Annotated in this window: 22 protein-coding genes; 10 read left to right on the top strand and 12 right to left on the bottom strand. The window is 70.0% G+C overall.

Annotated elements, in window-relative coordinates; translation table 11 throughout:
• Positions 1 to 71: 71 nt before the first annotated feature.
• The 6 genes from pgl to tkt form a co-directional block, all read right to left on the bottom strand.
• Positions 72 to 890: a 6-phosphogluconolactonase gene (gene pgl / locus E6A21_RS03910; RefSeq protein ID WP_138442831.1), complete on the bottom strand. Its 819-nt coding sequence runs from the start codon at positions 888 to 890 to the stop codon at positions 72 to 74.
• A complete protein-coding gene (locus E6A21_RS03905; protein ID WP_138442830.1) occupies positions 880 to 1,821 on the bottom strand; it encodes a glucose-6-phosphate dehydrogenase assembly protein OpcA in 942 nt (313 codons plus the stop codon). Before E6A21_RS03905 ends, pgl begins: the two co-directional genes overlap by 11 nt.
• A complete protein-coding gene (gene zwf, locus E6A21_RS03900) occupies positions 1,818 to 3,377 on the bottom strand; it encodes a glucose-6-phosphate dehydrogenase (protein WP_138442829.1) in 1,560 nt (519 codons plus the stop codon). Before zwf ends, E6A21_RS03905 begins: the two co-directional genes overlap by 4 nt.
• 94 nt (positions 3,378 to 3,471) lie before the next feature.
• Positions 3,472 to 5,082, bottom strand: coding sequence for a glucose-6-phosphate isomerase (locus E6A21_RS03895; RefSeq protein ID WP_138442828.1), 1,611 nt, complete (start codon positions 5,080 to 5,082; stop codon positions 3,472 to 3,474).
• Positions 5,079 to 6,200, bottom strand: coding sequence for a transaldolase (tal, locus tag E6A21_RS03890; RefSeq protein WP_138442827.1), 1,122 nt, complete (start codon positions 6,198 to 6,200; stop codon positions 5,079 to 5,081). Before tal ends, E6A21_RS03895 begins: the two co-directional genes overlap by 4 nt.
• A 67-nt stretch (positions 6,201 to 6,267) precedes the next feature.
• On the bottom strand, positions 6,268 to 8,370 hold the full coding sequence (gene tkt / locus E6A21_RS03885) for a transketolase (protein ID WP_138443092.1): 2,103 nt from the start codon (positions 8,368 to 8,370) through the stop codon (positions 6,268 to 6,270).
• Positions 8,371 to 8,655: 285 nt separating this feature from the next.
• Here tkt and E6A21_RS03880 point away from each other — a divergent pair, with 285 nt between their 5' ends.
• Positions 8,656 to 9,633, top strand: a complete 978-nt coding sequence (locus E6A21_RS03880) for a heme o synthase (protein ID WP_138443091.1) — start codon at positions 8,656 to 8,658, stop codon at positions 9,631 to 9,633.
• Positions 9,634 to 9,705: 72 nt separating this feature from the next.
• On the opposite strand, the gene E6A21_RS03875 is transcribed toward E6A21_RS03880, so the two are convergent.
• From E6A21_RS03875 to E6A21_RS03865, 3 genes are read right to left on the bottom strand one after another with little or no spacing between them, the layout of a single operon-like run.
• Positions 9,706 to 10,635: a COX15/CtaA family protein gene (locus E6A21_RS03875; RefSeq protein ID WP_138442826.1), complete on the bottom strand. Its 930-nt coding sequence runs from the start codon at positions 10,633 to 10,635 to the stop codon at positions 9,706 to 9,708.
• Between the two features lie 44 nt (positions 10,636 to 10,679).
• Positions 10,680 to 11,423 carry an ABC transporter permease gene (locus tag E6A21_RS03870; RefSeq protein WP_138442825.1) on the bottom strand — a complete coding sequence of 248 codons (744 nt, stop codon included), beginning with the start codon at positions 11,421 to 11,423 and terminating at the stop codon, positions 10,680 to 10,682.
• On the bottom strand, positions 11,420 to 12,427 hold the full coding sequence (locus tag E6A21_RS03865) for an ABC transporter ATP-binding protein (RefSeq protein ID WP_425471513.1): 1,008 nt from the start codon (positions 12,425 to 12,427) through the stop codon (positions 11,420 to 11,422). The genes E6A21_RS03870 and E6A21_RS03865 overlap by 4 nt, the downstream gene beginning before the upstream one ends.
• Before the next feature lie 144 nt (positions 12,428 to 12,571).
• Here E6A21_RS03865 and E6A21_RS03860 point away from each other — a divergent pair, with 144 nt between their 5' ends.
• From E6A21_RS03860 to E6A21_RS03830, 7 genes are all read left to right on the top strand, one after another.
• On the top strand, positions 12,572 to 13,372 hold the full coding sequence (locus E6A21_RS03860; protein WP_138442824.1) for a helix-turn-helix transcriptional regulator: 801 nt from the start codon (positions 12,572 to 12,574) through the stop codon (positions 13,370 to 13,372).
• Positions 13,372 to 14,841: a Fe-S cluster assembly protein SufB gene (gene sufB / locus E6A21_RS03855; RefSeq protein WP_138442823.1), complete on the top strand. Its 1,470-nt coding sequence runs from the start codon at positions 13,372 to 13,374 to the stop codon at positions 14,839 to 14,841. The genes E6A21_RS03860 and sufB overlap by 1 nt, the downstream gene beginning before the upstream one ends.
• Positions 14,841 to 16,121, top strand: coding sequence for a Fe-S cluster assembly protein SufD (sufD, locus tag E6A21_RS03850; protein WP_138442822.1), 1,281 nt, complete (start codon positions 14,841 to 14,843; stop codon positions 16,119 to 16,121). The genes sufB and sufD overlap by 1 nt, the downstream gene beginning before the upstream one ends.
• 76 nt (positions 16,122 to 16,197) lie before the next feature.
• Complete coding sequence (sufC, locus tag E6A21_RS03845; RefSeq protein ID WP_138442821.1) at positions 16,198 to 16,971, top strand: Fe-S cluster assembly ATPase SufC; 774 nt, start codon at positions 16,198 to 16,200, stop codon at positions 16,969 to 16,971.
• A gap of 29 nt (positions 16,972 to 17,000) precedes the next feature.
• The gene (locus E6A21_RS03840; protein ID WP_138442820.1) at positions 17,001 to 17,345 is read left to right on the top strand and encodes a metal-sulfur cluster assembly factor; all 345 of its coding nucleotides are present in this window, start codon (positions 17,001 to 17,003) and stop codon (positions 17,343 to 17,345) included.
• A gap of 239 nt (positions 17,346 to 17,584) precedes the next feature.
• Positions 17,585 to 18,985 (top strand): class I adenylate-forming enzyme family protein, encoded by a 1,401-nt coding sequence (locus tag E6A21_RS03835; protein ID WP_138442819.1) that lies wholly within the window; start codon positions 17,585 to 17,587, stop codon positions 18,983 to 18,985.
• Positions 18,966 to 20,174 (top strand): thiolase family protein, encoded by a 1,209-nt coding sequence (locus tag E6A21_RS03830; RefSeq protein WP_246036181.1) that lies wholly within the window; start codon positions 18,966 to 18,968, stop codon positions 20,172 to 20,174. Before E6A21_RS03835 ends, E6A21_RS03830 begins: the two co-directional genes overlap by 20 nt.
• Positions 20,175 to 20,200: 26 nt before the next feature.
• Here E6A21_RS03830 and E6A21_RS03825 read toward each other — a convergent pair whose 3' ends face one another.
• Genes E6A21_RS03825 through E6A21_RS03815 form a run of 3 tightly spaced genes read right to left on the bottom strand, consistent with a single transcriptional unit; the run spans position 20,201 to position 22,190 of the window.
• A complete protein-coding gene (locus E6A21_RS03825) occupies positions 20,201 to 20,845 on the bottom strand; it encodes an energy-coupling factor transporter transmembrane component T family protein (RefSeq protein ID WP_138442818.1) in 645 nt (214 codons plus the stop codon).
• Complete coding sequence (locus E6A21_RS03820; protein ID WP_138442817.1) at positions 20,845 to 21,567, bottom strand: energy-coupling factor ABC transporter ATP-binding protein; 723 nt, start codon at positions 21,565 to 21,567, stop codon at positions 20,845 to 20,847. The genes E6A21_RS03825 and E6A21_RS03820 overlap by 1 nt, the downstream gene beginning before the upstream one ends.
• A complete protein-coding gene (locus tag E6A21_RS03815; RefSeq protein ID WP_138442816.1) occupies positions 21,564 to 22,190 on the bottom strand; it encodes a biotin transporter BioY in 627 nt (208 codons plus the stop codon). Before E6A21_RS03815 ends, E6A21_RS03820 begins: the two co-directional genes overlap by 4 nt.
• Before the next feature lie 291 nt (positions 22,191 to 22,481).
• Between E6A21_RS03815 and E6A21_RS03810 the strand changes: the two genes are divergently transcribed.
• Positions 22,482 to 22,895 (top strand): CBS domain-containing protein, encoded by a 414-nt coding sequence (locus tag E6A21_RS03810; RefSeq protein WP_138442815.1) that lies wholly within the window; start codon positions 22,482 to 22,484, stop codon positions 22,893 to 22,895.
• 13 nt (positions 22,896 to 22,908) lie between these two features.
• Positions 22,909 to 24,642, top strand: coding sequence for a RecQ family ATP-dependent DNA helicase (locus E6A21_RS03805; protein ID WP_138442814.1), 1,734 nt, complete (start codon positions 22,909 to 22,911; stop codon positions 24,640 to 24,642).
• The last annotated feature ends 60 nt before the right edge of the window (positions 24,643 to 24,702 follow it).

Genomic DNA, 24,702 nt, shown 5'->3' with positions numbered 1-24,702 from the left:
GGAAGGGGCGGGAACAGCAGACGCTGTTCCCGCCCCTTCCTCGTCTTCGAGGGGACGACGGCGGTCGCGGCCTAGGCGGAGGCCGGCTCCTTGCGGAGGAGGTTCTCGGGCACCTGCGCGGCGGCGTCGGCATCGATGAGCCACAGGGTGCGGCTGCGCCCTCGCGCGCCTGCCGCCGGCACCTGCACGGGTCCCGCGCCGGCAAGGGCGAGACCGACCGCACCTGCCTTGTCCTCGCCCGCCACGAGCATCCAGACTTCGCCGGCCGACTTGATCGCGGGGAGTGTCAGGGAGATCCGCTCCGGCGGGGGCTTCGGCGAATTGGTCACGCCGACCACGGGGAGCTTCGTCTCCCGGATGCCCGCCATCTCGGGGAAGAGCGACGCGACGTGCGCGTCGGGGCCGACGCCCAGCAGGAGGACGTCGAAGCGGGGAAGGAGTCCGGGCGCATCCGGGCGGTCGTCGGACAGGTCCGCCTCGTGTTCCCGGGCCGCTGCCTCAGCGAGCTGCTGCGCGTAGTCCTGTGCGGCGTCGTCGGGCGTCCTGAAGTGGTCCGAGTCTCCGGGGATGTGCACGCGCGCCGGATCGAGCGGGAGCTGGTCCAGCAGCGCCTCGCGCGCCTGGACGACGTTCCGGTCGGGAGAATCCGCGGCAACGAAGCGCTCGTCGCCCCACCACACGTTGACCTTGGACCAGTCCACAGCCCGGCACGCCGGAGACTCGGCGACCGCGCGGAGGGTGCCGATTCCCATCGTGCCGCCCGTCAGGACGATCGTGGCATCGCCGTAGCGATCCTGGGTGTCGACGAGTTTCGTGATGAGTCGGGCAGCGATGGCCGCGAGCAGCACCGACGAATCGGGGTGGATGCTGACACGCGGATCAGCGCTCACTGGGCGTCACGCTCCTCAGGTTGGTCCGTGGCAGGCCTTCGGCGAGCACCTCGCCGAACACCTGGTCCGGGTCGAGACGGCGGAGCTCCTCCGCGAGGCAGTCCTCGAGCGTCCTCCGCGGGAGCGCGATGCGCTGCGGGGGCTGCCCCGGCTGCGTCAGCTCGGCCACGGTGAGCCCCGGCCGGTAGAGCTGGATGTCGCCCGAGGGACGGTTCAGCCGGACCCGCCTGATGCCGGTGCCCGCCGGGCCGGCCACGATCGTCACGGGCACATCGAGCTCGAGGGTCAGCCACGCCGCGAGCAAGGCCGTGCTGGGCGAGTCGGACGCACCCTCGACCGTCACTCCGGTGATGGGGGAGTCGTCGGCCTGGTCGAGGGCCGCCGCGAGCTGGATCCGCCAGTTCGTGACGCGCGTCCACGCGAGGTCGGTGTCGCCGGCGCGGTACGTATCCCGGATCCGGTAGAGGGCCTCGGTCGGGTCCGGCTCATTCCCCGAGTCCGTGATCCGGCGGTGGGCGATGCAGCCGACGGACGTTGCCGCCGCGTCGGTCGGAGCGCCGTGGGGCCACCACGCGACGATCGGCGCGTCGGGCAGGAGCAGCGCTGCCACCAGGGACTCGCTCTCCTCGGCGAGCCGTCCGTAGCCGCGCAGCACGACGACCTCTGAGGCGCCGGCGTCGCCGCCCACGCGGATCTGGCCGTCGATCCTGTCGGCCGCGTCACGGCCGGAGTCGACGAGCACAATGATCCGGCAGGGATGCTCGCGGCTCGCCTGATTGGCGGCCTCGATGGCCTCTTCCTCGTAGCCGTGCCTCGTGATGACGACGAGGGTGAGCACCCGGCCGAGGGCCACGACCCCGCCCTGATGGCGGAGGTTCATGAGCTCCTTCGAGACCTTCGAAGTCGTCGTGTGGGGAAGGTCGATGATCAAGGCCGCCTCCAAGTGCGTCCGTCGCGGGCCATGAGCGCGTCAGCCGACGCCGGCCCCCAGCTGCCAGGTGCGTAGGGCTCGGGCTTGTCGCCCGTAGCTGCCCAGTACTCTTCGAACGGGTCGAGGATCTTCCACGAGAGCTCGACCTCCTCGTGCCGCGGGAAGAGCGGCGGCTCTCCGAGGAGGACGTCGAGGATGAGCCGTTCGTACGCTTCCGGCGAGGACTCCGTGAAGGAGTTCCCATAGCCGAAGTCCATGCTGACATCGCGGACTTCCATCTGCGTCCCGGGAACCTTGGAACCGAAGCGGATGGTTGCGCCCTCGTCGGGCTGCACGCGGATCACCACGGCGTTCTGGCCGAACTCGGCCGTTCCCTGGTCGCGGAACAGGAGGTTCGGGGCCTTCTTGAAGACGACCGCGATCTCGGTGACACGCCGTCCGAGGCGCTTTCCGGCGCGGAGATAGAACGGCACGCTGGCCCAGCGGCGGGTGTTGATGTCCACCCGGATGGCCGCGTAGGTCTCGGTCGTCGAATCGGCCGGGATGCCTTCCTCCTCGAGGTAGCCCTTGACGAGCTCGCCTCCCTGCCACCCGCCCGTGAACTGGCCGCGGGCCGAATGCTGCGAGAGGTCCTCGGGGAGACGCACCGCGGCGAGCACCTTCTCCTTCTCCGCGCGCAGGTCATCGGCGTCGAAGGAGATGGGCTCCTCCATCGCAGTGAGGGCGAGGAGCTGGAGCAGGTGGTTCTGGATGACGTCGCGGGCGGCACCCACGCCGTCGTAGTAGCCGGCGCGGCCGCCCGTGCCGATGTCCTCGGCCATCGTGATCTGGACGTGGTCGACGTAGTTGCCGTTCCAGATCGGCTCGAAGAGCTGGTTCGCGAACCGGAGGGCCAGGATGTTCTGGACCGTCTCCTTGCCGAGGTAGTGGTCGATCCGGAACACGGCGTCCGGGGGGAAGACCGACTCGACGATGTCGTTGAGCTGGCGGGCCGATTCGAGGTTGTGGCCGAACGGCTTCTCGATGACCACCCGCCGCCACTTGCCCTCTTCGGCCTGGGCGAGCCCGTGCGCGGAGAGCTGGCGGCAGACCTGCTCGAAGGCCTTGGGCGGGATGGAGAGGTAGAAGGCATGGTTGCCCCGCGTACCGCGCTGCTCGTCGAGTTCCTCGAGCGTGGCCTTGAGGCGCTCGAACGCCTCGTCGTCGTCGAAGGAGCCCTGGACGAAGCGGACGCCCTCGTTGAGCTGAGCCCACACGGCCTCGTCGAAGGGCGTTCGCGCGTACTGCTTGACGGACGCCTTGACCTCTTCGGCGAAATCCTCCCTCTCCCACTCGCGCCGGGCGAACCCGACGAGCGCGAAGCTGGGGGGCAGGAGCCCGCGGTTCGCGAGGTCGTACACGGCTGGCATGAGCTTCTTGCGCGCGAGGTCGCCCGTCACTCCGAAGAGCACTAGCGATGACGGACCTGCGATCCGGTTCAGGCGCCGGTCCCTGGGGTCGCGGAGCGGATTTCCGCGCCGCTTCGACCCGGCCGCGCCGTTGTCGTTCTCTGGCATGATGCCTTTCTCTTCCTTCCGTGCGGTCCGCGAAGCGGAACCGAAGCAAAAGCCGCCGGCCCGGCCGCAGGGGCCGGGCCGGCGGCTCGGAGCCTCAGCGGGCCAGAGCCGAGACCAGATCCGTCAGCTGCTGGACGCCTGCGTCGCGGTCCGTGAGGTGCAGGCGGAGCACGGGCCTGCCGTGCTCGGCGAGAACCTGCGCGTCACCCGCGGCCTGGGCCTCGATGAGCTGCGCGAACGTGAAGGGCCGGCCGGGGATCTCCACGTCCTTGGACGCGGCAGCCGACACCTGAAGGAACACGCCGACGGCCGGGCCGCCCTTGTGGTACTGCCCCGTCGAATGGAGGAAGCGGGGCCCCCAGCCGAACGTGGTCGGACGCCCCGTCGCCTTCGCGAAGAGGTCGCGGACCCCTTCGAGCTGGGGGTATGCGAGCCGATCGAGGTAGGCCTGGACGCTCAGGTAGCCCGTCGGGCCGAGCTGGGCGAGGAGCGCCTTCACGGCCTCCTCGACCGAGGACGCACCGCCGAGCCATTCTCCGCCGCGGACCTCGATGGCACCTTCGGTGAAGTTGGCCGGCGTCGCCTCCGGACGCGCGTCGAGCAGCCCGCGGGCCGCGACCTTGGCGGCTTCGACGTCCGGCTGGTCGAACGGATTGATGCCGAGCAGGCGTCCGGCGACCGCGGTCGCGAACTCCCACACGAGCATCTGGGTTGCGAGCGACCCGCCCACTGCCGCCTCGTTGGGGCCGAGGACCGGCTCGCCTTCGGCCGAGACGAGCCGGACGACCAGGACATCGTCGATGTCCTCCGTCACCTCGGGAGAGGTGACGGACGCGACGACCGGCAGGAGGCCCCTGCCGATCTTTCCCGTCGACTCCGCGATGAGCTGTTCGGCCCAGTCCGCGAAGCCGTTGATGCCGGAGCCGTCCTCGACGATCACGATCTTGTCGCGCAGCGGAGAGGTGCCGCCCAGGGCCGCACCGAGCTGGAGCCCGATGTTGTCCTCGGAGTCCTCCCGCAGAAGCTCCGCAGCTTCCTCGGCCTCGTCGAGCAGGGCCTGGATGTCGACCCCTGCGAGGCCCGAAGGCACGAGCCCGAAGGCCGTGAGCGCCGAGTAGCGCCCGCCGACGTTCGGGTCGGCGTTGAACACCGCACGGTACCCCGCCTCGCGGCTCGCCGTCTCGAGGGGCGAGCCCGGGTCGGTCACGACGACGATGCGTCGCTTCGCGTCGATTCCGGCAGCCGTGAAGGCGGCCTCGAAGGCACGGCGCTGCGAGTCGGTCTCGACGGTCGAGCCGGACTTCGAGGACACGACGATCGCAGTGGCCTCGATGCGCTCGGAGAGCGCCGCCGAGACCTGCTCGGGGTCGGTCGAGTCCAGGACGACGAGCGGGACGCCCGCGGTCGCCGTGATGACCTCGGGGGCCAGCGAGGAGCCGCCCATGCCGCAGAGCACGATCCGGTCGACGCCCTCGGCACGGAATTCCTCCCGGAGCGCCACGATGTCGGCGACGAGCGGCTGGGAGACGCTTGCGGCCTCGATCCAGCCGAGGCGCTTGGCCGATTCCTCCTCCGCGTCCTTGCCCCACAGCGTGTGGTCCTTCGCGAAGATGCGGCTCGCGACGTTGTCAGCGGCAAGCTGCGGGACCTGGGACTCGACAGCTTCCCGGGCTGCGCCGGTCGCGTCGAACGTCAGAGCACTCACGCGCGGGCTCCCTGTGCCGTCTCCGAGAGGGTGCGCTCGACGTCGGCGAGCAGCTCGTTCCACGAGGCCACGAACTTGTCCAGGCCCTCGGATTCGAGCACGGCGACGACGTCGTTGTAGGAGACCCCGATCTTCTCGAGTGCGTCGAGGTGCGCGTTCGACTCTTCATAGCTGCCGTGGATCGTGTCTCCGATGACCTCGGCGTGGTCGAAGGTCGCGTCGAGGGTCTTCTCCGGCATGGTGTTCACGACGCCGGGCGCAACGAGACCGGTCACGTAGAGCGTGTCGGGGAGGTTCGGGTCCTTGACGCCGGTCGAGGCCCACAGCGGGCGCTGCGGAAGGGCGCCGGCGTCGGCGAGCAGCTTCCACCGCTCCGACCCGAACTCCTGCTCGAACACCTGGTAGGCGAGACGCGCGTTCGCGAGGCCGGCCTTGCTCTTGAGGGCCTTGGCCTCGTCGGTGCCGATGGCCTCAAGGCGCTTGTCGACCTCGGAGTCCACGCGGGAGACGAAGAAGGAGGCGACCGAGTGGATCTTCGAGAGGTCCTGGCCGTTCTCCTTGGCCTTCTCGAGCCCGGTCATGTATGCATTGATGACCGCGCGGTAGCGCTCGAGGGAGAAGATCAGGGTCACGTTGACGCTGATCCCGTTCGCGAGGGTCTCGGCGATGGCCTCGAGGCCCTCGAGCGTTGCGGGGATCTTGATGTAGACGTTGCCCTTGTTGACCTTGTCGCGCAGCTTCTTGGCCTCGGCGATCGTCCCGGCCGTATCCCACGCGAGGCGGGGGTCGACTTCGATCGAGACGCGGCCGTCGACGCCCTTCGTCGCCTCGGCGAGAGGCGCGAAGAGGTCGCACGCGTCGGCGACGTCCCGGGTCGTGAGCTCGAAGACCGTGCGCTCGACGTCGGCGCCCTCCGCGACGAGCTCGCGCAGCTGGGCGTCGTAGCCGTGGCCCTTGGTGATCGCGCCCTGGAAGATCGTCGGGTTCGTGGTCACGCCCACGACGTTCTTCTCGTCGATGAGGGCCTTGAGCGAGCCGTCGGTGAGGCGCTGGCGGGAGAGGTCATCGAGCCAGATCGAAACGCCGGCGTCGGAGAGGGCCTGAGTGGGGGTAGTCATTTCGGTTCCTCCTTGCAAGGGGATGGTCAGTGCCCCGGATGGCGGGGTAGCCGCACTCTCTCTTCTGTTAACGCTGAGCAGCCGCGATTGAATCCTTGGCGGCGAGGGCGACTGCCTCCGAGGTGATTCCGAATTCGGTGAACAGGGTCTTGTAGTCGGCCGAGGCGCCGTAGTGCTCGAGGCTGATGCTGCGGCCGGCGTCGCCGACGAACTCTGCCCAGCCGAGCGCGAGGCCGGCTTCGACGGAGACGCGCGCCTTCACCTCGGCGGGCAGGACCGACTCGCGGTAGGCCGGGTCCTGGGTCTTGAACCACTCGACGCAGGGCATCGAGACCACGCGGGCCGCGATGCCCTCGGCGGCGAGCGCCTCGCGGGCCGCCACAGCGAGCTGGACCTCGGAACCGGTGCCGATGAGGATCACGTCGGGGGTCACGTCCTGGCCGTCGCGCTGGGCCTCGGCGAGCACGTAGCCGCCCTTGGCGACGCCGGCAGCGGAGCCGAAGCCACCCTCGCCGCGGTCCCAGGTCGGCAGGTTCTGCCTGGTCAGGACAATGCCGGCAGGATTGTGGTGACGCTCGAGGATCGTCTTCCACGCCCAGGCGACCTCGTTCGCGTCGCCGGGGCGGACGACGTCGAGGTTCGGGATCGCGCGGAGCGAGGCGAGCTGCTCGACCGGCTGGTGGGTCGGTCCGTCTTCGCCGAGCCCGATCGAGTCGTGCGTCCACACGTAGGTCGACGGGATGCCCATGAGCGCCGAGAGGCGGATCGCCGGCCGCTGGTAGTCGGAGAAGATCAGGAAGGTGCCCGAGAACGCCCGGGTCTTCCCGCCGAGGGTGATGCCGTTCACGATCGACGCCGCGGCGTGCTCGCGGATGCCGAAGTGAAGCACGCGCCCGTAGGGGTTGCCCTTCCAGGCGGCCGTGGAGCGCGAGGCCGGGATGAAGGAGGGCGATCCCTCGATCGTCGTGTTGTTCGACTCCGCGAGGTCGGCCGAGCCGCCCCAGAGCTCGGGCAGCACCGGGCCGATGGCGTTGAGGACCTTGCCGGAGGCGGCGCGGGTGGAGACGTCCTTGCCGGCCGGGAACTCGGGGAGGGACTCCTCCCAGCCCTCGGGGAGGCGGCGGGCCTCGATCCGCTCGTGCAGCTTCGCGGCCTCGGGGTTGGCCGACGCCCACGCGTCGAACGTCTCCTGCCACGCGGCGCGGGCCTCACGGCCCCGCTCGAGGGCGCCGCGGGTGTGGGCGAGCACCTCCGGGTCGACGTCGAAGGACTTCTCCGGATCGAAGCCGAGGAGTTCCTTGAGGGCCGCGACCTCGTCCGCGCCGAGCGCGGAGCCGTGGATCTTGCCCGTGTTCTTCTTCGTCGGCGAAGGCCAGCCGATGATCGTGCGCAGCGAGATGATCGAGGGGCGGCCCGTCTCGGCCTTGGCCGCGAGCAGGGCCTGATAGAGCTGCTGCACGTCTTCGACGTATTCGCCCGAGGCAGTCCAGTCCACGCGCTGGGTGTGCCAGCCGTACGCCTCGTAGCGCTTCAGGACGTCCTCGGTGAAGGCGACGTCGGTGTCGTCCTCGATCGAGATGTGGTTCTCGTCGTAGATCACCACGAGGTTGCCGAGCTCCTGGTGGCCGGCGAGCGAGGACGCCTCGGAGGTCACGCCCTCCTGCAGGTCGCCGTCGGAGGCGATGACCCACACGGTGTGGTCGAAGGGCGACTGGCCTTCGGGCGCCTGCGGATCGTACAGGCCCCGCTCGCGCCGCTGCGAGTAAGCGAAGCCGACCGAGGAGGCGAGGCCCTGGCCCAGGGGGCCCGTCGTGATCTCGACGCCCTTGGTGTGCCCGTACTCCGGGTGGCCCGGGGTGAGCGAGCCCCACGTGCGGAGCGCCTGGAGATCCTCCAGCTCGAGGCCGTACCCGGCCAGGAACAGCTGGATGTAAAGGGTCAGCGAGGAGTGGCCGGGGGAGAGGACGAACCGGTCGCGGCCGATCCACTGCGGGTCCGCCGGATCGTGGCGCATGAGCTTCTGGAACAGCAGGTACGCGGCGGGAGCAAGGCTCATCGCCGTGCCCGGGTGTCCGTTGCCGACCTTCTGCACCGCATCGGCCGCCAGCACACGGATCGTGTCCACCGCTTTGCGGTCAACGTCAGTCCACGTCAGTTCTTCAACATCCACAGCAGGCACGTAAACGAGCCCCTCTCCATCGCTGACGGCGGACCGCTGCCTCAGGAACCCGTCATGGTGGGCCCTCGGCAGCCGGCCGGCCGTTCACCATTGAAACGTCTTCTTGTGCGTCCCGGCACGTAACCCGCACATTGCGGTATCGGGACAACCAGCTCACATACTACGCACGCGCCTCCTCCGAGGTCAGGGTTTGCCTCAAATTGCGCGGTTTGTGAATCCTGCAGGGCCGCCGTCGGACGGGTCGGCGGAAGCGGCGGTGGTACGCGCGCGGGTATGATGGAGGCTCCGAGAGAAGAAGAAAAGAGTCGCGCACCCGTGAGTACCGATGCCCATGCACCCGCCCGCCCAGAGGGGTCGCGGGTAGCCCGCAAGCTGAAGGCCTACGTGGCGCTCACGAAGCCTCGCGTCATCGAACTGCTCCTGGTCAGCACGCTCCCGACGATGATTTACGCCCAGCGCGGATTCCCGTCGATCGGGCTCATCGCCGCTACGCTCATCGGCGGCGCGTTTGCCGCCGGGAGCGCCGGGGCGTTCAACTGCTACATCGACCGCGACATCGACCGCCTGATGCGGCGCACGGTCAACCGCCCCCTGGTCACCGGCGAGGTGACGCCTCGCGAGGCCCTCGCGTTCGCCTGGATCCTCGGGATCGCGTCGCTCGCGATCCTGTGGTTCGGGGCGAACCCGCTGTCCTCGGTGCTCGGCGCGGGCGCGATCTTCTTCTACGTGGTCGTCTACACGCTCGTCCTCAAGCGCCGCACGGCGCAGAACATCGTGTGGGGAGGGGCGGCCGGCTGTTTCCCGGTGCTCATCGCCTGGGCAGCGGTGACGGGCACAGTGGGCTGGCCCGCCGTCGTCCTCTTCATGGTCATCTTCCTCTGGACCCCGCCCCACTACTGGCCGCTGTCGATGCGATACGGCGAGGACTACCGCAACGCGCACGTGCCGATGCTCGGTGCTGTCGCGGGCGCGAAGATCGTGTCGGTCCAGGTCGTGCTGTACGCGTGGGCGATGGTGATCTGCTCGCTGCTCCTCATCCCGCTCGGGCACGCCGGCTGGGTCTACACGATCGCAGCCGCGGTCGCCGGCGCCTGGTTCCTGCGGGAATCGCACGGCCTGTACTCGAGGGCTCAGCGCGAGGAGATCGAGGACAAGAAGGCCATGAAGGTCTTCCACGGATCGATCAGCTACCTCACGATCCTCTTCCTCGCTCTCGCGGTCGACCCCTTCGTCGGGTTGCCGCTCGTCCACTGATTCACGAAGAGCTCCAAGCAGGGAGGGCCGCGGCGTTATCGCCGCGGCCCTTCCTGCTTCGTGACTGACTCTTCAGGCCCGGGGGCTCCAGCGGGCAAGGTCGGCGGCGTTGGTCGCCTCGGCCATGAGGAGGGCGCCGACGAACATGTGCAGTCCCACGAGCAGGGCCGGGATGCCGGTGTAGTACTGCGTGATGCCGACGGCCGCCTGCAGCAGCGTGAGGCCCAGGAGTCCGAGGACGGCCGTCCGGAACGGTCCCACGACGCGCCGGGCCAGCACGACCACGAGCGCGAACAGCGCGCCGAACGTGACGAGGTAGGCCGGCGCGGCGTGCAGATGCGCGACGAGGTCCCAGTCGAGCCCGTTGCGCGGGGCGTTGGCGTCGCCGGCGTGGGGCCCCGCGCCCGTGACGACGACGCCGAGGACGACGGCGAGTGCCACGGCGGCCGCCGTCACGGCCGTCACCGGGCGCATCGAGCCTGGGAGGGCAGGAAGCGAGTGGGTCATGAGCCGGCCTGCTCGCCCATACGCCCGGTTCACGAGGAGCGTCGCGAACACGACCAGTGCCATCGACACGAGGAAGTGCAGGGCGACAACCCACGGGTTCAGCTGCGTCAGGACGGAGATGCCGCCGATGATCGCCTGTGCCGGGATGCTCGCGAGGAGCGCGACGGCGAGCCAGAAGAGGTCCTTGCGCTCCTTCCGCAGGTTCCAGACGGCGACGAGCAACGCGACGGCGACGGCGCTGAGGGCGAAGGTGAGGAGCCGGTTCCCGAACTCGACCACGCCGTGGTAGCCCATCTCGGGGGTGGTCGTGAGCGAGTTCGCGGTGCACCGGGGCCAGGTCGGGCAGCCGAGGCCGGACGAGGTGAGGCGTACGGCGCCGCCCGTCACGATGAGCACTATCTGCCCGACAAGCGAAGCGACGGCGAGTGCGCGCACGCGAGCGTCGACAGCGGTGGGCAGCCAGCCGGCGATGCGGCGGACGGCGGTCTGGGACATGGTCTGATTCTCTCCGGGATCGGGGGTGGGGAGGGGTGTGACGGTCAGTTCCACTTGAACCAGCGGGAAGCGGCGAGGCCGGCTGCGGCGCCCCAGACGACGAGGACGACGGCCGCCTGCACGTCGAGGGACCCGTGCAGGAACGCGGCCCGGGAGGCGTCTCCGAGGGCTCCCGAGGGCAGGAAGCCGACAATGCCGGAGATCTGCGACGGGAGCTTCGTGCTGGGCATGACGATGCCGCCGAAGACTCCGAAGAGGATCCACACGAGATTCGTCACGGCGAGCGTGGCCTCCGGCCGGGCGGTTCCGGCCACGAGGAGCCCGAGCGCGGTGAACACGCCGGCACCGATCGCGAGAAGGACGAGTCCGAGGATCGCGCCGGGGAAGGACGGCCGCCACCCGATGAGCCAAGCGATGCCGCCGATCACGACGACCTGGATGGCGAGGACGACGAGCACCGCGATGGTCTTGCCTGCGATGAGCCCGGCACGGCCGAGGGGCGTGGTCGAGAGGAAGCGAAGCACCCCGTAGCGGCGGTCGAAGCCCGTCGCGATGCCCTGGCCAGTGAAGCCGGTCGACATCGTGCAGAGGGCGAGGACGCCCGGTGCGGCGACGTCGACGCGGTTCGGGCCGAGCCCGTCGAGGAAGGGCGTCACCGTGAGGCCGATGAGGGCCATGAGGGGAAGGACGACCATCAGCACGAGCTGCTCGCCGTTGCGCAGCATCGCGAGGGTCTCGTAGCGACCCTGCTGCCAGACACGTCCCGAGAGAGGGGTGGCGGTGCTCATGCTGTTTCGGTCTCCTTCTCTCGCCCGGCGCGCAGGGAGTCCTCCGCGGCCGATGCCTCGGCGATGCCGAGGAACACGTCTTCGAGGCTCCGGCTGCCGAGCTCGAGGGAGCTCGGCATGATTCCCCGGGCATCGAGCCACTGGGCGAGGGCGGCGAGGTGCGCGGTGGTCAGCTCGCCTTCAGCCGTGTAGTGGCCGGCGGGGGACTCGTGGACCTGGACGAGCGGGCGCGTACCGGCGAAGGCCAGCGCGAGGTCGAGCCCCGCTGGTCCGCGGACAGTCAGACGACGCGCGGCCTGGCTCGCGCCGCCCAGGAGCTCGGCGACGGTCCCCTCCGCCACGATGCGCCCGCGGTCGAGGATCGCCACCCAGTCCGCGAGCCGTTCGGCGTCGTCCAAAAGGTGGGTCGTGAGGATGATCCCGAGGCCTTGGGAGCGGAGCTCGCGGATGAGCTCGAAGACCACCTGTCGGGACTGGGGGTCGAGCCCGGCGCTCGGTTCGTCGAGGAAGACGACTTCGGGACGGCCCACGAGCGCCGCCGCGAGGGCGACGCGCTGCTTCTGGCCGCCCGAGAGCCGGCGGATGTTCGTGCCCGCGAACTCGTTGAGCCCGAGCCGATCGGCCAGCTCGTCGACGGGCAGGGGATTGCGATACATGCCGGCAACGTGCTTGAGGAGTGCGATGGGGCGCGCGGAAGGCGGAAGGCCGCCGTCCTGGAGCATGACGCCGACACGTGCCCGAAGGTCGGCACCGGCGGTCTGCGGGTCATGGCCGAGAAGGCGGATCGTGCCGCCCGTGCGACGGCGCAGGCCCTGCGCACACTCGAGGGTCGTCGTCTTGCCTGCCCCGTTGACGCCGAGGAGGACGGTGACCTGGCCGGCGTGGGCCGTGAGGTCGACCCCGGCGAGCACGCGCTTCATGCGGCCGCCCTCGGCGGCGATGGGCCCGACGTCGTGGATCAGCCCCTCGATCTCGAGGCACGGGGAACCGGTTCTGAGCACCAACCCATTCTACGCAATGTAGTAGCAGCCGCCCGACGTCGGCTCAGGGGGCTTGGGCGCGGCCGATGTGACGCACCTCTCTTCCAACTAAGCCCGTCCTTACTGGAGGTGAGGAACAGATTAGGTGAAGATTGTGTTGTGTATTCCATGACGATGCCACAGGCGCGGGGCGGAAGTGTGCCTCGCGACGCCGAGGACCGCACGCGCGATCGCGTCCTCAGTGCGGTGCTCGAGCATGGTCCCGTGAGCGCGGCGGAGCTCGGCGAGCTGCTCAGCGTGACACCCGCCGCGGTCCGGCGCCACCTCGACGCCCTCACACGCTCGGGCGTCGTCGAGGTCAAGCGCGTTGCGACCTCAGGGACGGGTGCCGGCCGGCCGGCACGCCGCTACGTACTGACCTCGCGCGGCCAGTCGTCCATCGGCGACGACTACCTCGACATCGCCCGCACAGCCCTCCACCGGCTCTCCGACGTCGCCGGTCCCGGCGCCGTCGAGGATTTCGCCGAGGAGCGCCTCGCCGCTATGGAACAGCGGTACCAGCCGCTCGTCGACGCCGCCGGGGACGATATCGCCGCGCGTTCCCGTGCCCTCGCCGAAGCCCTCACGAACGATGGATTCGTGGCGTCCTCGGCCCAGGTCACGAGCCGCGGGGGCAAGCGGATCCCCGACCACCTCGCGAGCGTCCAGCTGTGCCAGGGCCACTGCCCCGTGCAGCAGCTCGCCGCCGAATTCCCTGTCTTCTGTGACACCGAGACCGCCGTATTCTCGCGCCTGCTCGGTGTCGACGTGCGTCGCCTCTCGACCCTCGCGTCGGGCGGCCACGTGTGCACGACCCACATCCCCACGGGGCGGGGGGCCCACTTGGCCGCCGTCCCCGGCGTGGCAGGCAGCACAGCCGAAGAACTCCATACGGACGCAGAAGAACTCCATACGAACGAGAGGCCGTGATGACGGATCAACTGGCCGAGAAGCACAACGTGGACGTCGAGCCCACTGTGATCTCGGAGATTCTGGAGAAGAACCCCGAGCTCCACGGGATCGGCACCTACGAGTACGGCTGGGCCGACACGGACGTTGCCGGTGCCAATGCCCGCCGCGGACTCAACGAGGACGTGGTCCGTGACATCTCCTCGAAGAAGGGCGAGCCCGACTGGATGCTCGACCTGCGGCTCAAGGGCCTCAAGTACTTCGACCGCAAGCCGATGCCGCTCTGGGGGGCCGACCTCTCCGGCATCGACTTCGACAACATCAAGTACTTCGTGCGCTCCACCGAGAAGCAGGCCGCGTCCTGGGAGGACCTGCCCGAGGATATCCGCAACACCTACGAGAAGCTCGGCATCCCCGAGGCTGAGCGCAGCCGTCTCGTCGCCGGCGTCGCCGCGCAGTACGAGTCCGAGGTCGTCTACCACCAGATCCGGGAGGACCTTGAGAAGCAGGGCGTGATCTTCCTCGACACGGACACTGCGCTCAAGGAGCACCCTGAGTTCTTCCAGGAGTACTTCGGCACGGTCATCCCGGTCGGCGACAACAAGTTCGCGTCCCTCAACACGGCGGTGTGGTCGGGCGGCTCGTTCGTCTACGTCCCGAAGGGCGTCCACGTCGAGATCCCGCTCCAGGCCTACTTCCGCATCAACACGGAGAACATGGGCCAGTTCGAGCGGACGCTGATCATCGCCGACGAGGATTCCTACGTCCACTACATCGAGGGCTGCACTGCACCGATCTACACGTCGGACTCACTGCACTCGGCCGTGGTCGAGATCGTCGTGAAGAAGGGCGCCCGCGTCCGCTACACGACGATCCAGAACTGGTCGAACAACGTCTACAACCTCGTGACGAAGCGCGCCATCTGCCACGAGGGCGCGACGATGGAGTGGATCGACGGCAACATCGGCTCGAAGGTCACCATGAAGTACCCGGCCGTGTACCTCGTGGGCGAGCACGCCAAGGGCGAGACGCTCTCGATCGCGTTCGCGGGCGAGGGCCAGCATCAGGACACCGGCTCCAAGATGGTCCACATCGCGCCGAACACGAAGTCTTCGATTGTCTCGAAGTCGGTCGCCCGAGGCGGCGGGCGTGCCGCCTACCGCGGCCTCGTCCAGGTCCGCGAGGGCGCGAAGCACTCGGCCAACACGGTCCGCTGCGACGCCCTGCTCGTCGACACGATCTCCCGCTCCGACACCTACCCGTACATCGACATCCGTGAGGACGATGTGGTGCTCGGCCACGAGGCGACGGTCTCGCGGGTGAGCGAGGAGCAGCTTTTCTACCTCATGTCCCGCGGGCTCCCGGAGGACGAGGCCATGGCCATGATCGTGCGCGGCTTCATCGAGCCGATCGCGCGCGAGCTGCCGATGGAGTACGCCCTCGAGCTGAACCGCCTCATTGAACTGCAGATGGAAGGGTCCGTCGGTTAATGACTGAAGTCAAGGAAAAGGCCGCTGAGAACGCAGCCCGCCTCGGAGCGCCGTCGATCGACGGCTTCACCGAAGAGGGCGAGAGGCTCTCGCCGGCGCCGGTGGCCACGGGACCGCTCGGCGGAGACGCAGCCAAGAGCCACTCGCACGGGGGCGGCTACGGGATCCCCGACAGTTCGCGTGCGGGGCGTCTCACTTCTTACCGGCTGGCGGACTTCCCGGAGCTCAAGGGAACCGAGGAGGAGTGGCGCTTCACGCCGCTGCGCCGCCTCGGCGGCCTGCACAAGAGCGCGCTCGACGGCGCGGCACCCGCCGTCGCTGTCGAGGCGCCTGAGCAGGTCCGCGTCGAGACCGTGGGCCGCGAAGATGCCCGGATCGGTTCGGCCGGGATCCCCGAGGACCGCGTGTCCGCGAATGCCTGGGAGCACTTCGGCGCGGCGACGGTCATCACCGTCCCGGCCGGTGCCCAGCTCGAGGACCGCGTCCTCGTGACCCTGACGGGCGCGGGTCCCGCGCCCGCCGCCCAGCACGTCGTGATCGTCGCCGAGGAGGGCGCACGCGCCGTCGTCGTCCTCAACCACAGCGGTGAGGCGATCGTCGCGGAGAACGTCGAGATTGTCGTGGGCGACCGCGCCGATCTGACCCTCGTCTCGCTGCAGGAGTGGCAGGACGGGTCCGTCCACGCCTCGTCGCAGCAGGTCAAGGTGGGCCAGGACGCGAAGATCAAGCACGTCGCGGTGTCGCTCGGCGGCTCGCTCGTGCGCCTCACCCCGACCGTGCGGTTCGCGCACCCGGGCGGCGAGGCCCAGCTCTTCGGCCTGTATTTCGCCGACGCTGGCCAGCATCTCGAGCACCGCACGTTCGTGGACCACGCTCAGCCGAACTGCGTCTCCAACGTCCTGTACAAGGGCGCTCTCCAGGGCAAGGACGCGCACACGGTCTGGGTCGGCGATGTGCTGATCCAGAAGCAGGCCGAGGGCACGGACAGCTACGAGAAGAACCAGAACCTCGTCCTCACCGACGGCGGGCGCGCGGACTCCGTGCCGAACCTCGAGATCGAGACCGGCCTCATCAAGGGCGCCGGGCACGCGAGCGCGACCGGCCGCTTCGACGACGAGCACCTGTTCTACCTCATGGCGCGCGGCATCCCGGAGGACGTCGCCCGCCGGCTCGTCGTGCGCGGCTTCCTGAACGAGATCATCCAGAAGATCGGCGTTCCCTCCATCGAAGAGCACCTCACCCAGGCAGTCGAGCGCGAGCTCGAAGCCGGAGAATACTGACCCACAGGATTGGGCCCGGCGTGAGCCGGGCACCGTTTGAGCACAGTCCGGCGGCGCCGGCGCAAGGAGAAACCACATGTCGACTCTGGAGATCAAGGACCTGCACGTCTCAATCGAGACCGAGCAGGGCGTCAAGGAGATCCTCAAGGGTGTGACCCTCACCGTGAAGACCGGCGAGACTCACGCCATCATGGGACCCAACGGCTCGGGCAAGTCCACCCTCGCCTCGACGATCGCGGGCCACCCGCGGTACACCGTCACCTCGGGCTCCATCACGCTCGACGGCGAGGACGTCCTCGCGATGAGCGTCGACGAGCGCGCCCGGGCGGGCCTGTTCCTCGCGATGCAGTACCCCGTCGAGGTGCCTGGCGTCACGATGACGAACTTCCTCCGCACCGCGAAGACCGCGATCGACGGGAAGGCCCCGGCCATCCGCACTTGGACCAAGGACGTCAGGGACGCGATGGCGCAGCTGCGCATCGACGCCGACTTCGCCCAGCGCAACGTCAACGAGGGCTTCTCGGGCGGTGAGAAGAAGCGCGTCGAGATCCTCCAGCTCGAGCTCTTCAAGCCCAAGTTCGCGATCCTCGACGAGACCGACTCGGGACTCGACGTCGACGCGCTCAAGATCGTCTCCGAGGGAGTCAACCGCGCCCACGCGGAGGGCAACATGGGCACGCTGCTCATCACCCACTACACGCGCATCCTGCGCTACATCAAGCCCGAGTTCGTCCACGTCTTCGTGGACGGCAAGATCGCCGAGCAGGGCGGCCCCGAGCTCGCAGACCGCCTCGAGGAAGAGGGCTACGACCGCTACCTCGCCGGGTCCGCCTCGACGGCACAGGCCTAGCCCAAGAACCGGCCCAAAAAAGGAGAGCCATGTCTGATCCCCAAGCTGCTGGGATCCAGCCAGCACAGACCGCCCTCGAGGATGTCGAGGAGCGGCTCAAGGACGTGATCGACCCCGAGCTGGGCGTCAACGTCGTGGATCTGGGGCTGGTCTACGGGCTCGAATACGGTGAGGACGGGACGCTGCTCATCAGCATGACCCTGACCACCGCAGCCTGCCCCCTCACCGACATGCTCGAGGAGCAGGTGGGCCAGGTCCTCGACGGCGTCGTTGACGATTGGCGCCTGAACTGGGTGTGGATGCCGCCGTGGGGCCCGGAGCGCATCACCGAGGACGGGCGCGATCAGATGAGGGCGCTCGGCTTCAACATCTGACCGCCCATCCGACTCTCGCGCCCCCTGCAGAGGGCCGTGCGGGGTCCCTTCGGCGTCCAGTCGGCCGACGGCCGGCGGTTCCTCCTCGCGGAGGGGCCGCCGGCCGTCGCCGTCCCCGGCGCAGATGGCGTCCGCGGGGGCCTTGGGCGCCGGCACTAGGACCAGCGCGGTCGAGTCAAGCACCGTCATCGAAGCGCATAGAACCGCGCTCCCGGGTGGTCGCCCGATAAAATCGTGGGATGCCCTTCCTCGACCGTCTCGCCGCGTGGGCGGCCGAGAAGCCGGACGAACCCGCTGTCGTGTGCGGACATGAGCACCTCTCGTGGGCGGAGCTTGCGGACGAGGCCCGAAGCCTCGCGGGCTCGGGCCAGGACGTGCGCGTGCTCCGCGAACCCAACGGTGTGGGCTTCGCCGTGCGGTGGGCGGCGGGGGTCGCGGCCAGCCGGGAGTGCGCCGTGCTCGACCCGACGTGGCCCGAACCCCTCGCGGAGCGCGTGGGAGGCCTCCTCGCCGAGCGCTGGCGCGACGCTGCCCTCGGCCCGGCGCCCCTCGAGGACGGCGACGACGACGCGAGCTTCCTCGTCGGCCTGACGTCCGGAACGACGTCGGTGCCCAAGGCCTTCTCCCGTACGAGGGCGTCGTGGCGGCGATCCTTCGACGCCTCGATCCGGCTCTTCGAGCTGACGCCTGAGGACCGCGTCCTGGCCCCGGGTCCGCTCTCGGCCAGCCTCAACCTGTACACGCTCTCCGAGTGCCTCTACGCTGGCGCCACCTTCCACACGCTGCCGCACTTCGACGTCGCGGACTCGCACGCCGAAATCCTGGGCCGCGGCATCACACGGCTCGTGCTCGTCCCGACGATGCTCCGCGTGATTGCTGAGCGGGGCCTCGCTGGCGACGTCGACGCAAGCGGCATCTCCGCCATGGTCTGCTCCGGCCAGAAGCTCGACCGGCGCACCCTCGAGGCAGCCCGACGCTGGGCGCCCCACGCGGTCGTGTGGGAGTACTACGGCGCCTCCGAACTGAGCTTCGTGGCCGCGGCATCCCATCGTCCGGGTGAGGGGCCCGCAGAGGTGGGCACCGCCGTCGGACGGGCGTTCCCCGGCGTCGAACTCGCAGTCCTCGACGACGAGGGCCTTCCCCTCCCGCCCGGCGAGACCGGAAATATCGCGGTGCGGAGCGCGATGGTGAGCCAGGGCTACGTGTGGGGCGACGACGGCCGCGCCTTCACGCGTCTGGGCGACTGGTGCACTGTGCGCGACCAGGGCTTCGTACGCGATGGCGAGCTGCACGTTCTGGGCCGGACGCAGGACATGATCAACACCGGCGGCCACAACGTGTACCCGCATGAGGTGGAGGCTGCGCTCGCGATGCTCCCCGGCGTCGCCGAAGTCGTCGTCGCCGGCGTGCCGGACGACGTCCGCGGCCAACGCATCGTCGCCGGGATAGTGCCGGCCCACGCCGGGCTCTGCCAGCTCCAGCTCCGCGCTGGGCTCGAAGGGCGGCTCGCCCCCGCCAAGCGGCCGAACCAGTACCTCGAACTGGACGAGCTGCCTGTCACGGAGCGCGGGAAGCTCAGCCGTGCGGAGTTCCAGCGGTGGATCCTGGAGGGCGACAGCCGTGCGCGGCAGCTTGCCTGACGCGACGGCGGCCCCGCTCATCGTGGCAGGCCTGCGGACCCCGCTCGCCCGTGCCGGAACCTCGCTCGCCGGCGTCGAGGTGCAGCACCTGCTCGCGCCGGTCCTGCGCGAGCTCGTGGAGATGACGGGGGTCTCGCCCGAGTCCGTTGCGGAGGTCGTGGTCGGAAATGCGGCCGGTGGTGGCGGCAATCTCGCGCGCCTGGCCGCGCTCGAGGCAGGCCTGCCGGAGTCGGTTCCGGGGCTCACGGTCGACCGCCAGTGCGGTTCGGGCCTCGATGCGATTGTCCTGGCGTGCCGGCTCGCCCAGGCGGACGCGGGTGGCCTGTTCCTGGCCGGCGGCGCGGAGTCGGCCAGCACGGCTCCCGTTCGGGGACGGCGTGCTCCGGGCGGCGCGATCGAGTTCTATTCGCGGGCCCAGCACGCTCCGACCGGCGACGACGGGGACGGCGACCCGGACATGGGGGTGGCTGCCGAGACTGTCGCCCGCGAAGCCGGCGTCTCCCGGGAGCGCCAGGACCGCTTCGCCCTGCGCAGCCATCGACGCGCGCTCGCGGCGGCGTCGCACGGGGCGTACGACGCCGAGCTCGTCCCGGTGTGGGCAGGCGCAGCTCTCGTGACGGCCGACAACGGGCCCCGGGCCCGGCTCGACGCGCCGCTGCTCGCCCGCTTCCCGGCGGCGTTCGTGCCCGGGGGCACAGTCACGGCCGGGAACTCGTGCAGCGACGCCGACGGTGCCGCGGCCGTCCTCGTCGCGAGGCCGGGACATGCTACCGACCTCGGCCGTCCACGGGAGACGGCGCTCGCCTTCCTCGGCGCGGCGACGGCAGGGGTCGATCCGCGCAGACTAGGGCTGGGCGGCGCGGCCGCCGTCGAGGCCCTGCTCGAGCGGCACGGCCTCGCTGCCCGTGACCTGGCCGCCGTCGAGTTCAACGAGGCCTTCGCAGGCCAGGTGCTCGCCTGCATGGATCGGCTCGGCCTCGACGACGCGCAGGTGGACAGTGTCCTCAACACCGACGGCGGCTCGCTGGCCCTCGGCCACGCCTACGCGGCTTCGGGCGCGGTCTCCGTCGTGCGGCTCCTCGCCCGGGCCCAGGCGCTCCCGGAAGGGTCGCTGTGCCTGGCGATGATCAGTTCGGCGGGCGGCCTGGGCACGGCCGCCCTCTTCGAGACCCGCCGCCTGCCCGTCTGACCTCTGCTGGCGGGTCCGGACGCGCGCTAGGCGGAGGGCGTGTCGTCGTCGGCCTCGCCGAGTCCCCTGGCCGCCAGCGCGTCCCCGGTGCGCCGCGCGTAGTCGACGGCCGAGAGCACGACGGGCAGCGTCCGCGCGCGCACGCTGCGCTCGAGCCCGCGCGCCCTCGCTGCGTCCCCCACCTCGTCGAAGGCGCTCGCGAGGACGGGAATGCTGCGGACCATGATCGCGATCGCGAGCGCGAAACGCTCCGGATCGGCGCCGAAGCGGCGGAACGGGGACGCGAGCCGGGCGACGGAGTCGAGCAGGTCCTGCAGCGGCACGGTCGCGGTCAGGATTCCCGCGGCCACGAAGCACAGCAGGAGGTTCAGGACGATGCGGGCTGCGGTGGCCGGCCCCTGCTGCCACCACTGGAACGCGAAGAGGACCGCGAACAACGGCGCCACGACCCGCGACGAGGCCGCAAGGCGCCGCAACCCGAGGCCTGCAGTGAGCCACGCCGCCACGACGGCGGACAGCGCCGCCGCAGAGGCACGCCAGTCGAGCAGCAGGAAGCTCGCCGTGCCCGCCACGAGCACCGCGAGGAATTTCCATGCCAAGGGCGTGCGGTGCAGCCAGGAGTTCCCGGCGACGTAACCGGCGAGGATCCCGCCAGACCTCTGGGTGCGCATCAGAGGGGCCCGGATCCCGCGCCGCACAGGTCGCGGTAGAACCGGACCGCTTCCGTGGGCTCGCCGTCGAACGCGATGCGTCCGGCCTCCACCACGATGACGCGCTCCGCATCGAGGGCGAGCTCGAGGTCGTGGGTCGAGAGGACCACCTGCTGGGGGAGCGCCGCGAGGGTGCGCCGCAGGAGCTCCCGGTTGCGGAGGTCGAGCAGGGTCGAGGGCTCGTCGAGGACCAGGACGGCGGGCTCGACGGCGAGCACCGCAGCCAGCGCCATGAGCTGCCGTTCGCCGCCCGAGAGCTCGTAGACGCTCTGATCGGCGAGCCGTGCGAGCCCGAAGCGGTCGAGCACCTCCTGGGCTGCCGCGGCCCGCGCTGCCCGGTCCCGGTGACGGCGGCGCAGGGAGAGCTCGACGTCCTCCCGCCCCGTCGGCATGACGAGCTGCGACAGGGGGTCCGTGAAGACGAATCCGACGCGCTGGCGGACCGCCCGGGTTTCCCGACGCGTATCCAGGCCGTCCACGCGGACCGTCCCCGAGGTCGGCTCGACAAGCCCGTTGAGGAGCCTGAGCAGCGTCGACTTCCCGGAACCGTTGGCCCCGACGACGGCGACGCGGCGCTCGGCGAGCACCGCGTCCACCCCGTCGAGCACAACCTTCTCCCTCGGACCTGAATCCGCGTCGACGGGCACCGTGACGCGCACTCCGGCCAGTTCGATTCGGCTCACGCGCGGCGGACCCGCCGGACCAGCACGTCGGGGAACGCCCGGTGGACGGCCGTCGCGGCGAGGGCCGCGACAACATTCTTGAGGATGTCGCCCGGATAGTACGCGAGATCCGCGACGAAGGCAGCCTGCCACGAGAGCTTGAGGTTGACCATCATGCCGAGGACGCCGAACGCGTGCACGATGACGACGGACACGGCCGTCGCGGCGAGGAAGAACCACAGGGTGCGACGGCGAGTGGAGGCGCGGCGGACGACGAGCTGGGCGAGCGCGCCGAGAACCAGGGCACCGACGAAGAAGGCCACGATGTAGCCGGCCGAACCGCCCGCCAGGATCTGCAGGCCCGCTCGGCCCCCGGAGAAGATCGGCAGGCCAGCGAAACCGAGCACGAGGTAGAGTCCGACGGCGGCCGCGGCCCTCGACGCGCCGAGGACCAGCGCGGTGAGCGCCACGGCGAGCGTCTGGAGGGTGATGGGGACGCCGAAGCTCCCCACCGGGATGCCCGGCGCGAGGGCGGACGCCGCGATGAGCGCCGCGAACACCGCGACGAGTGCGAGGGACTGCGCGTCCCACGTCCGGCGCTTCTCGGATGTTCCGGGAGCGGTGGGCTCTGTCTTCTGGCTCATCGGTCCTCCTAGGTCGCCCGGCACCGTGCCGGGGCTCTGATCCAGAAGGCTACGCACCGCCGTCGTGCTCCATTTTGTGAGGAGCCGACGACCCAGCCTGCCCCGCGGTTGGCGGTGGTCTACAAGCGTTCCGCCCTCAGGGTGACGCGCTTTCTGCCGTGCGGAGTTTTCTGCTCCGCGCTGCGGGTAATCCGAGAGCGGTCCCGCTTCGCCGGGGCTGCGGCTTCGCTACCGCCACCGCAACAAACCGGGCCGCGGTACCGCGGCCCGTCCGTCCACAGGAGGGATCGGATGACTACCGCGCGCGACATCATGACTCCAGGCGCCGAGTGCGTCGGGGAGAACGAGACCCTCGAGGTCGCCGCACAGAAGATGCGGGACCTCGACGTCGGGGTGCTGCCCATCTGCGGCGAGGACAAGCGCCTCAAAGGGCTCATCACCGATCGGGACATCGTGGTGAGGTGCCTCGCGGAAGGAGGCGATCCGCGGAACACCAAGGCCGGCAGCCTCGCTGAGGGCAAGCCCGTGACCATCGGCGCCGACGACAGCGTCGAGGAGGCAATCAAGACGATGCAGGCCCACAAGGTCCGCCGGCTTCCCGTCATCGACGGGCACGACCTCGTCGGCATGGTGGCCCAGGCCGACATCGCGAGGAGTCTGCCGGAGGATCAGGTCGGCGAGCTCGTCAAGCTCATCTCGTTCTGACACGGCCCGCTGGATGAAGCCATCAGAACCACACCAGGCGGTCTACCGCCCATCCGAGCCGTCGGCGTCGGAGGCTCAGCCTTCTGCCGACGGCTCCACTGCGCCATGGGCGGAGAGACTCGGGCGCATCGCCACCGAGAAGTTCGGGATCGACTCCTGGCGCGAAGGCCAGTTCGAAGCCTTGGTGGCGGCCGCCGAAGGACGGGACGTTCTCGCGGTGATGCCCACCGGGCATGGAAAGTCCCTCATCTACCAGATCCCGGGGACGGCGATCACCGGGGTGACCCTCGTCGTGAGCCCCCTCATCGCCCTCCAGCGGGAGCAGGCCGAATCGATCAACGAAAGCCTCGGGGAAGGACGCGCCGTCGCCCTCAACTCGTCCCTCGGGGCGCGTGCGCTCCGTGAGGCGTGGGCAGCGCTCGACGACGGGGGCCCGCGCTTCGTGTTCCTCGCCCCCGAGCAGCTGGCCCGGGAGGAGACGGTCGAGCGCCTCGCACAGCTCGGCATCGGACTGTTCGCCGTGGACGAGGCGCACTGCATTTCCTCGTGGGGCCACGACTTCCGCCCCGACTATCTCTTCCTCGGCGACGTCGCCCAACGCCTTGGCGCGCCGCCCGTCATCGCGCTCACCGCGACTGCCTCGCCCCACACCCGCGCGGAGATCGTCGAGCGCCTCCGGCTCAGGGACCCGCTCGAGCTCGTGCAGAGCTTCGACCGGCCCAACATCGAGCTGCGGGTCGTCCGGCACACCGGCGACCTCGACAAGCGGCAGGCGGTCCTCGACGAAGTCGCTGGGCTTCAGGGCCCGGGGCTCCTGTACGTCGCGACCCGCCGGAGCGCCGAAGAGTACGCAGACGAGTTCTCCCGGCGAGGGCTCCGCGCCGAGGCCTACCACGCGGGCCGGCGCGCGGCGGAGCGCACCGCGGTGCACGAACGCTTCCTCCGCAACGAGCTCGACGTCGTGGTCGCCACGACGGCCTTCGGGATGGGCATCGACAAACCCGACGTCCGCTTCGTCGTCCACGCCGACATCCCGGACTCGCTCGACAGCTACTACCAGGAGATCGGCCGCGCGGGCCGTGACGCCGAACCCGCGCTCGCCGTCCTCCACTACCGGTCCGAGGACCTCGGGCTCCAGCGGTTCTTCGCAGGGCGTTCGTTCAGCGCCGAGGATGTGGAGGCTGTGTTCCGCGTCGTGCGGGACAGCGGTCCCCTCCGCGCCGCTGGCCTGAAGCGCGAGACCGAGCTGGGTCCGCGTGCGCTCTCCCGCGCACTCAGCCTGCTCGAACACAGCGGAACCGTCCTCGCCGGAAGCCGCGGCTATCGGGCCGCGCCCGGGATGTCCTCCGAGCGGGCGGTTGGACTCGCCCAGGCTGAGGACGAGTCACGTCAACGAATCGACCAGTCCCGCGTCGAGATGGCGCGCGGCTACGCCGAGACCGACGCGTGCCGGCGCCAGTGGCTCCTCAACTACTTCGGCGAGGAGGCAGACCCGTGGTGCGGCAACTGCGACAACTGCCTCCAGGAGGGAAGCGCCGAGGAGGCCGAGGAGCGCGAGGCAGCCACCCCGGACGACTGGTCGATCCAGACGCCGGTGCGCCACAGGGAGTGGGGGCCGGGCCTTGTCATGTCCGTCGAACCCGACCGCATCACGGTCCTGTTCGAGTCGGTCGGCTACAAGGAGCTCGCGCTCGCGGCCATCGACAGCAACGACGATCTCCTGGTCAGGGAGAGGCGGTCTGATTGATTCGAGGACTGGCGGGGCACCAAGACGTCAGGGCTAGTATGGCTCCCGTGCGCTGCGTGA

This window comes from Sinomonas susongensis, from assembly GCF_005877005.1.
Lineage (GTDB): Bacteria > Actinomycetota > Actinomycetes > Actinomycetales > Micrococcaceae > Sinomonas > Sinomonas susongensis.
This window is presented reverse-complemented; position numbering and strand designations above follow the sequence as displayed.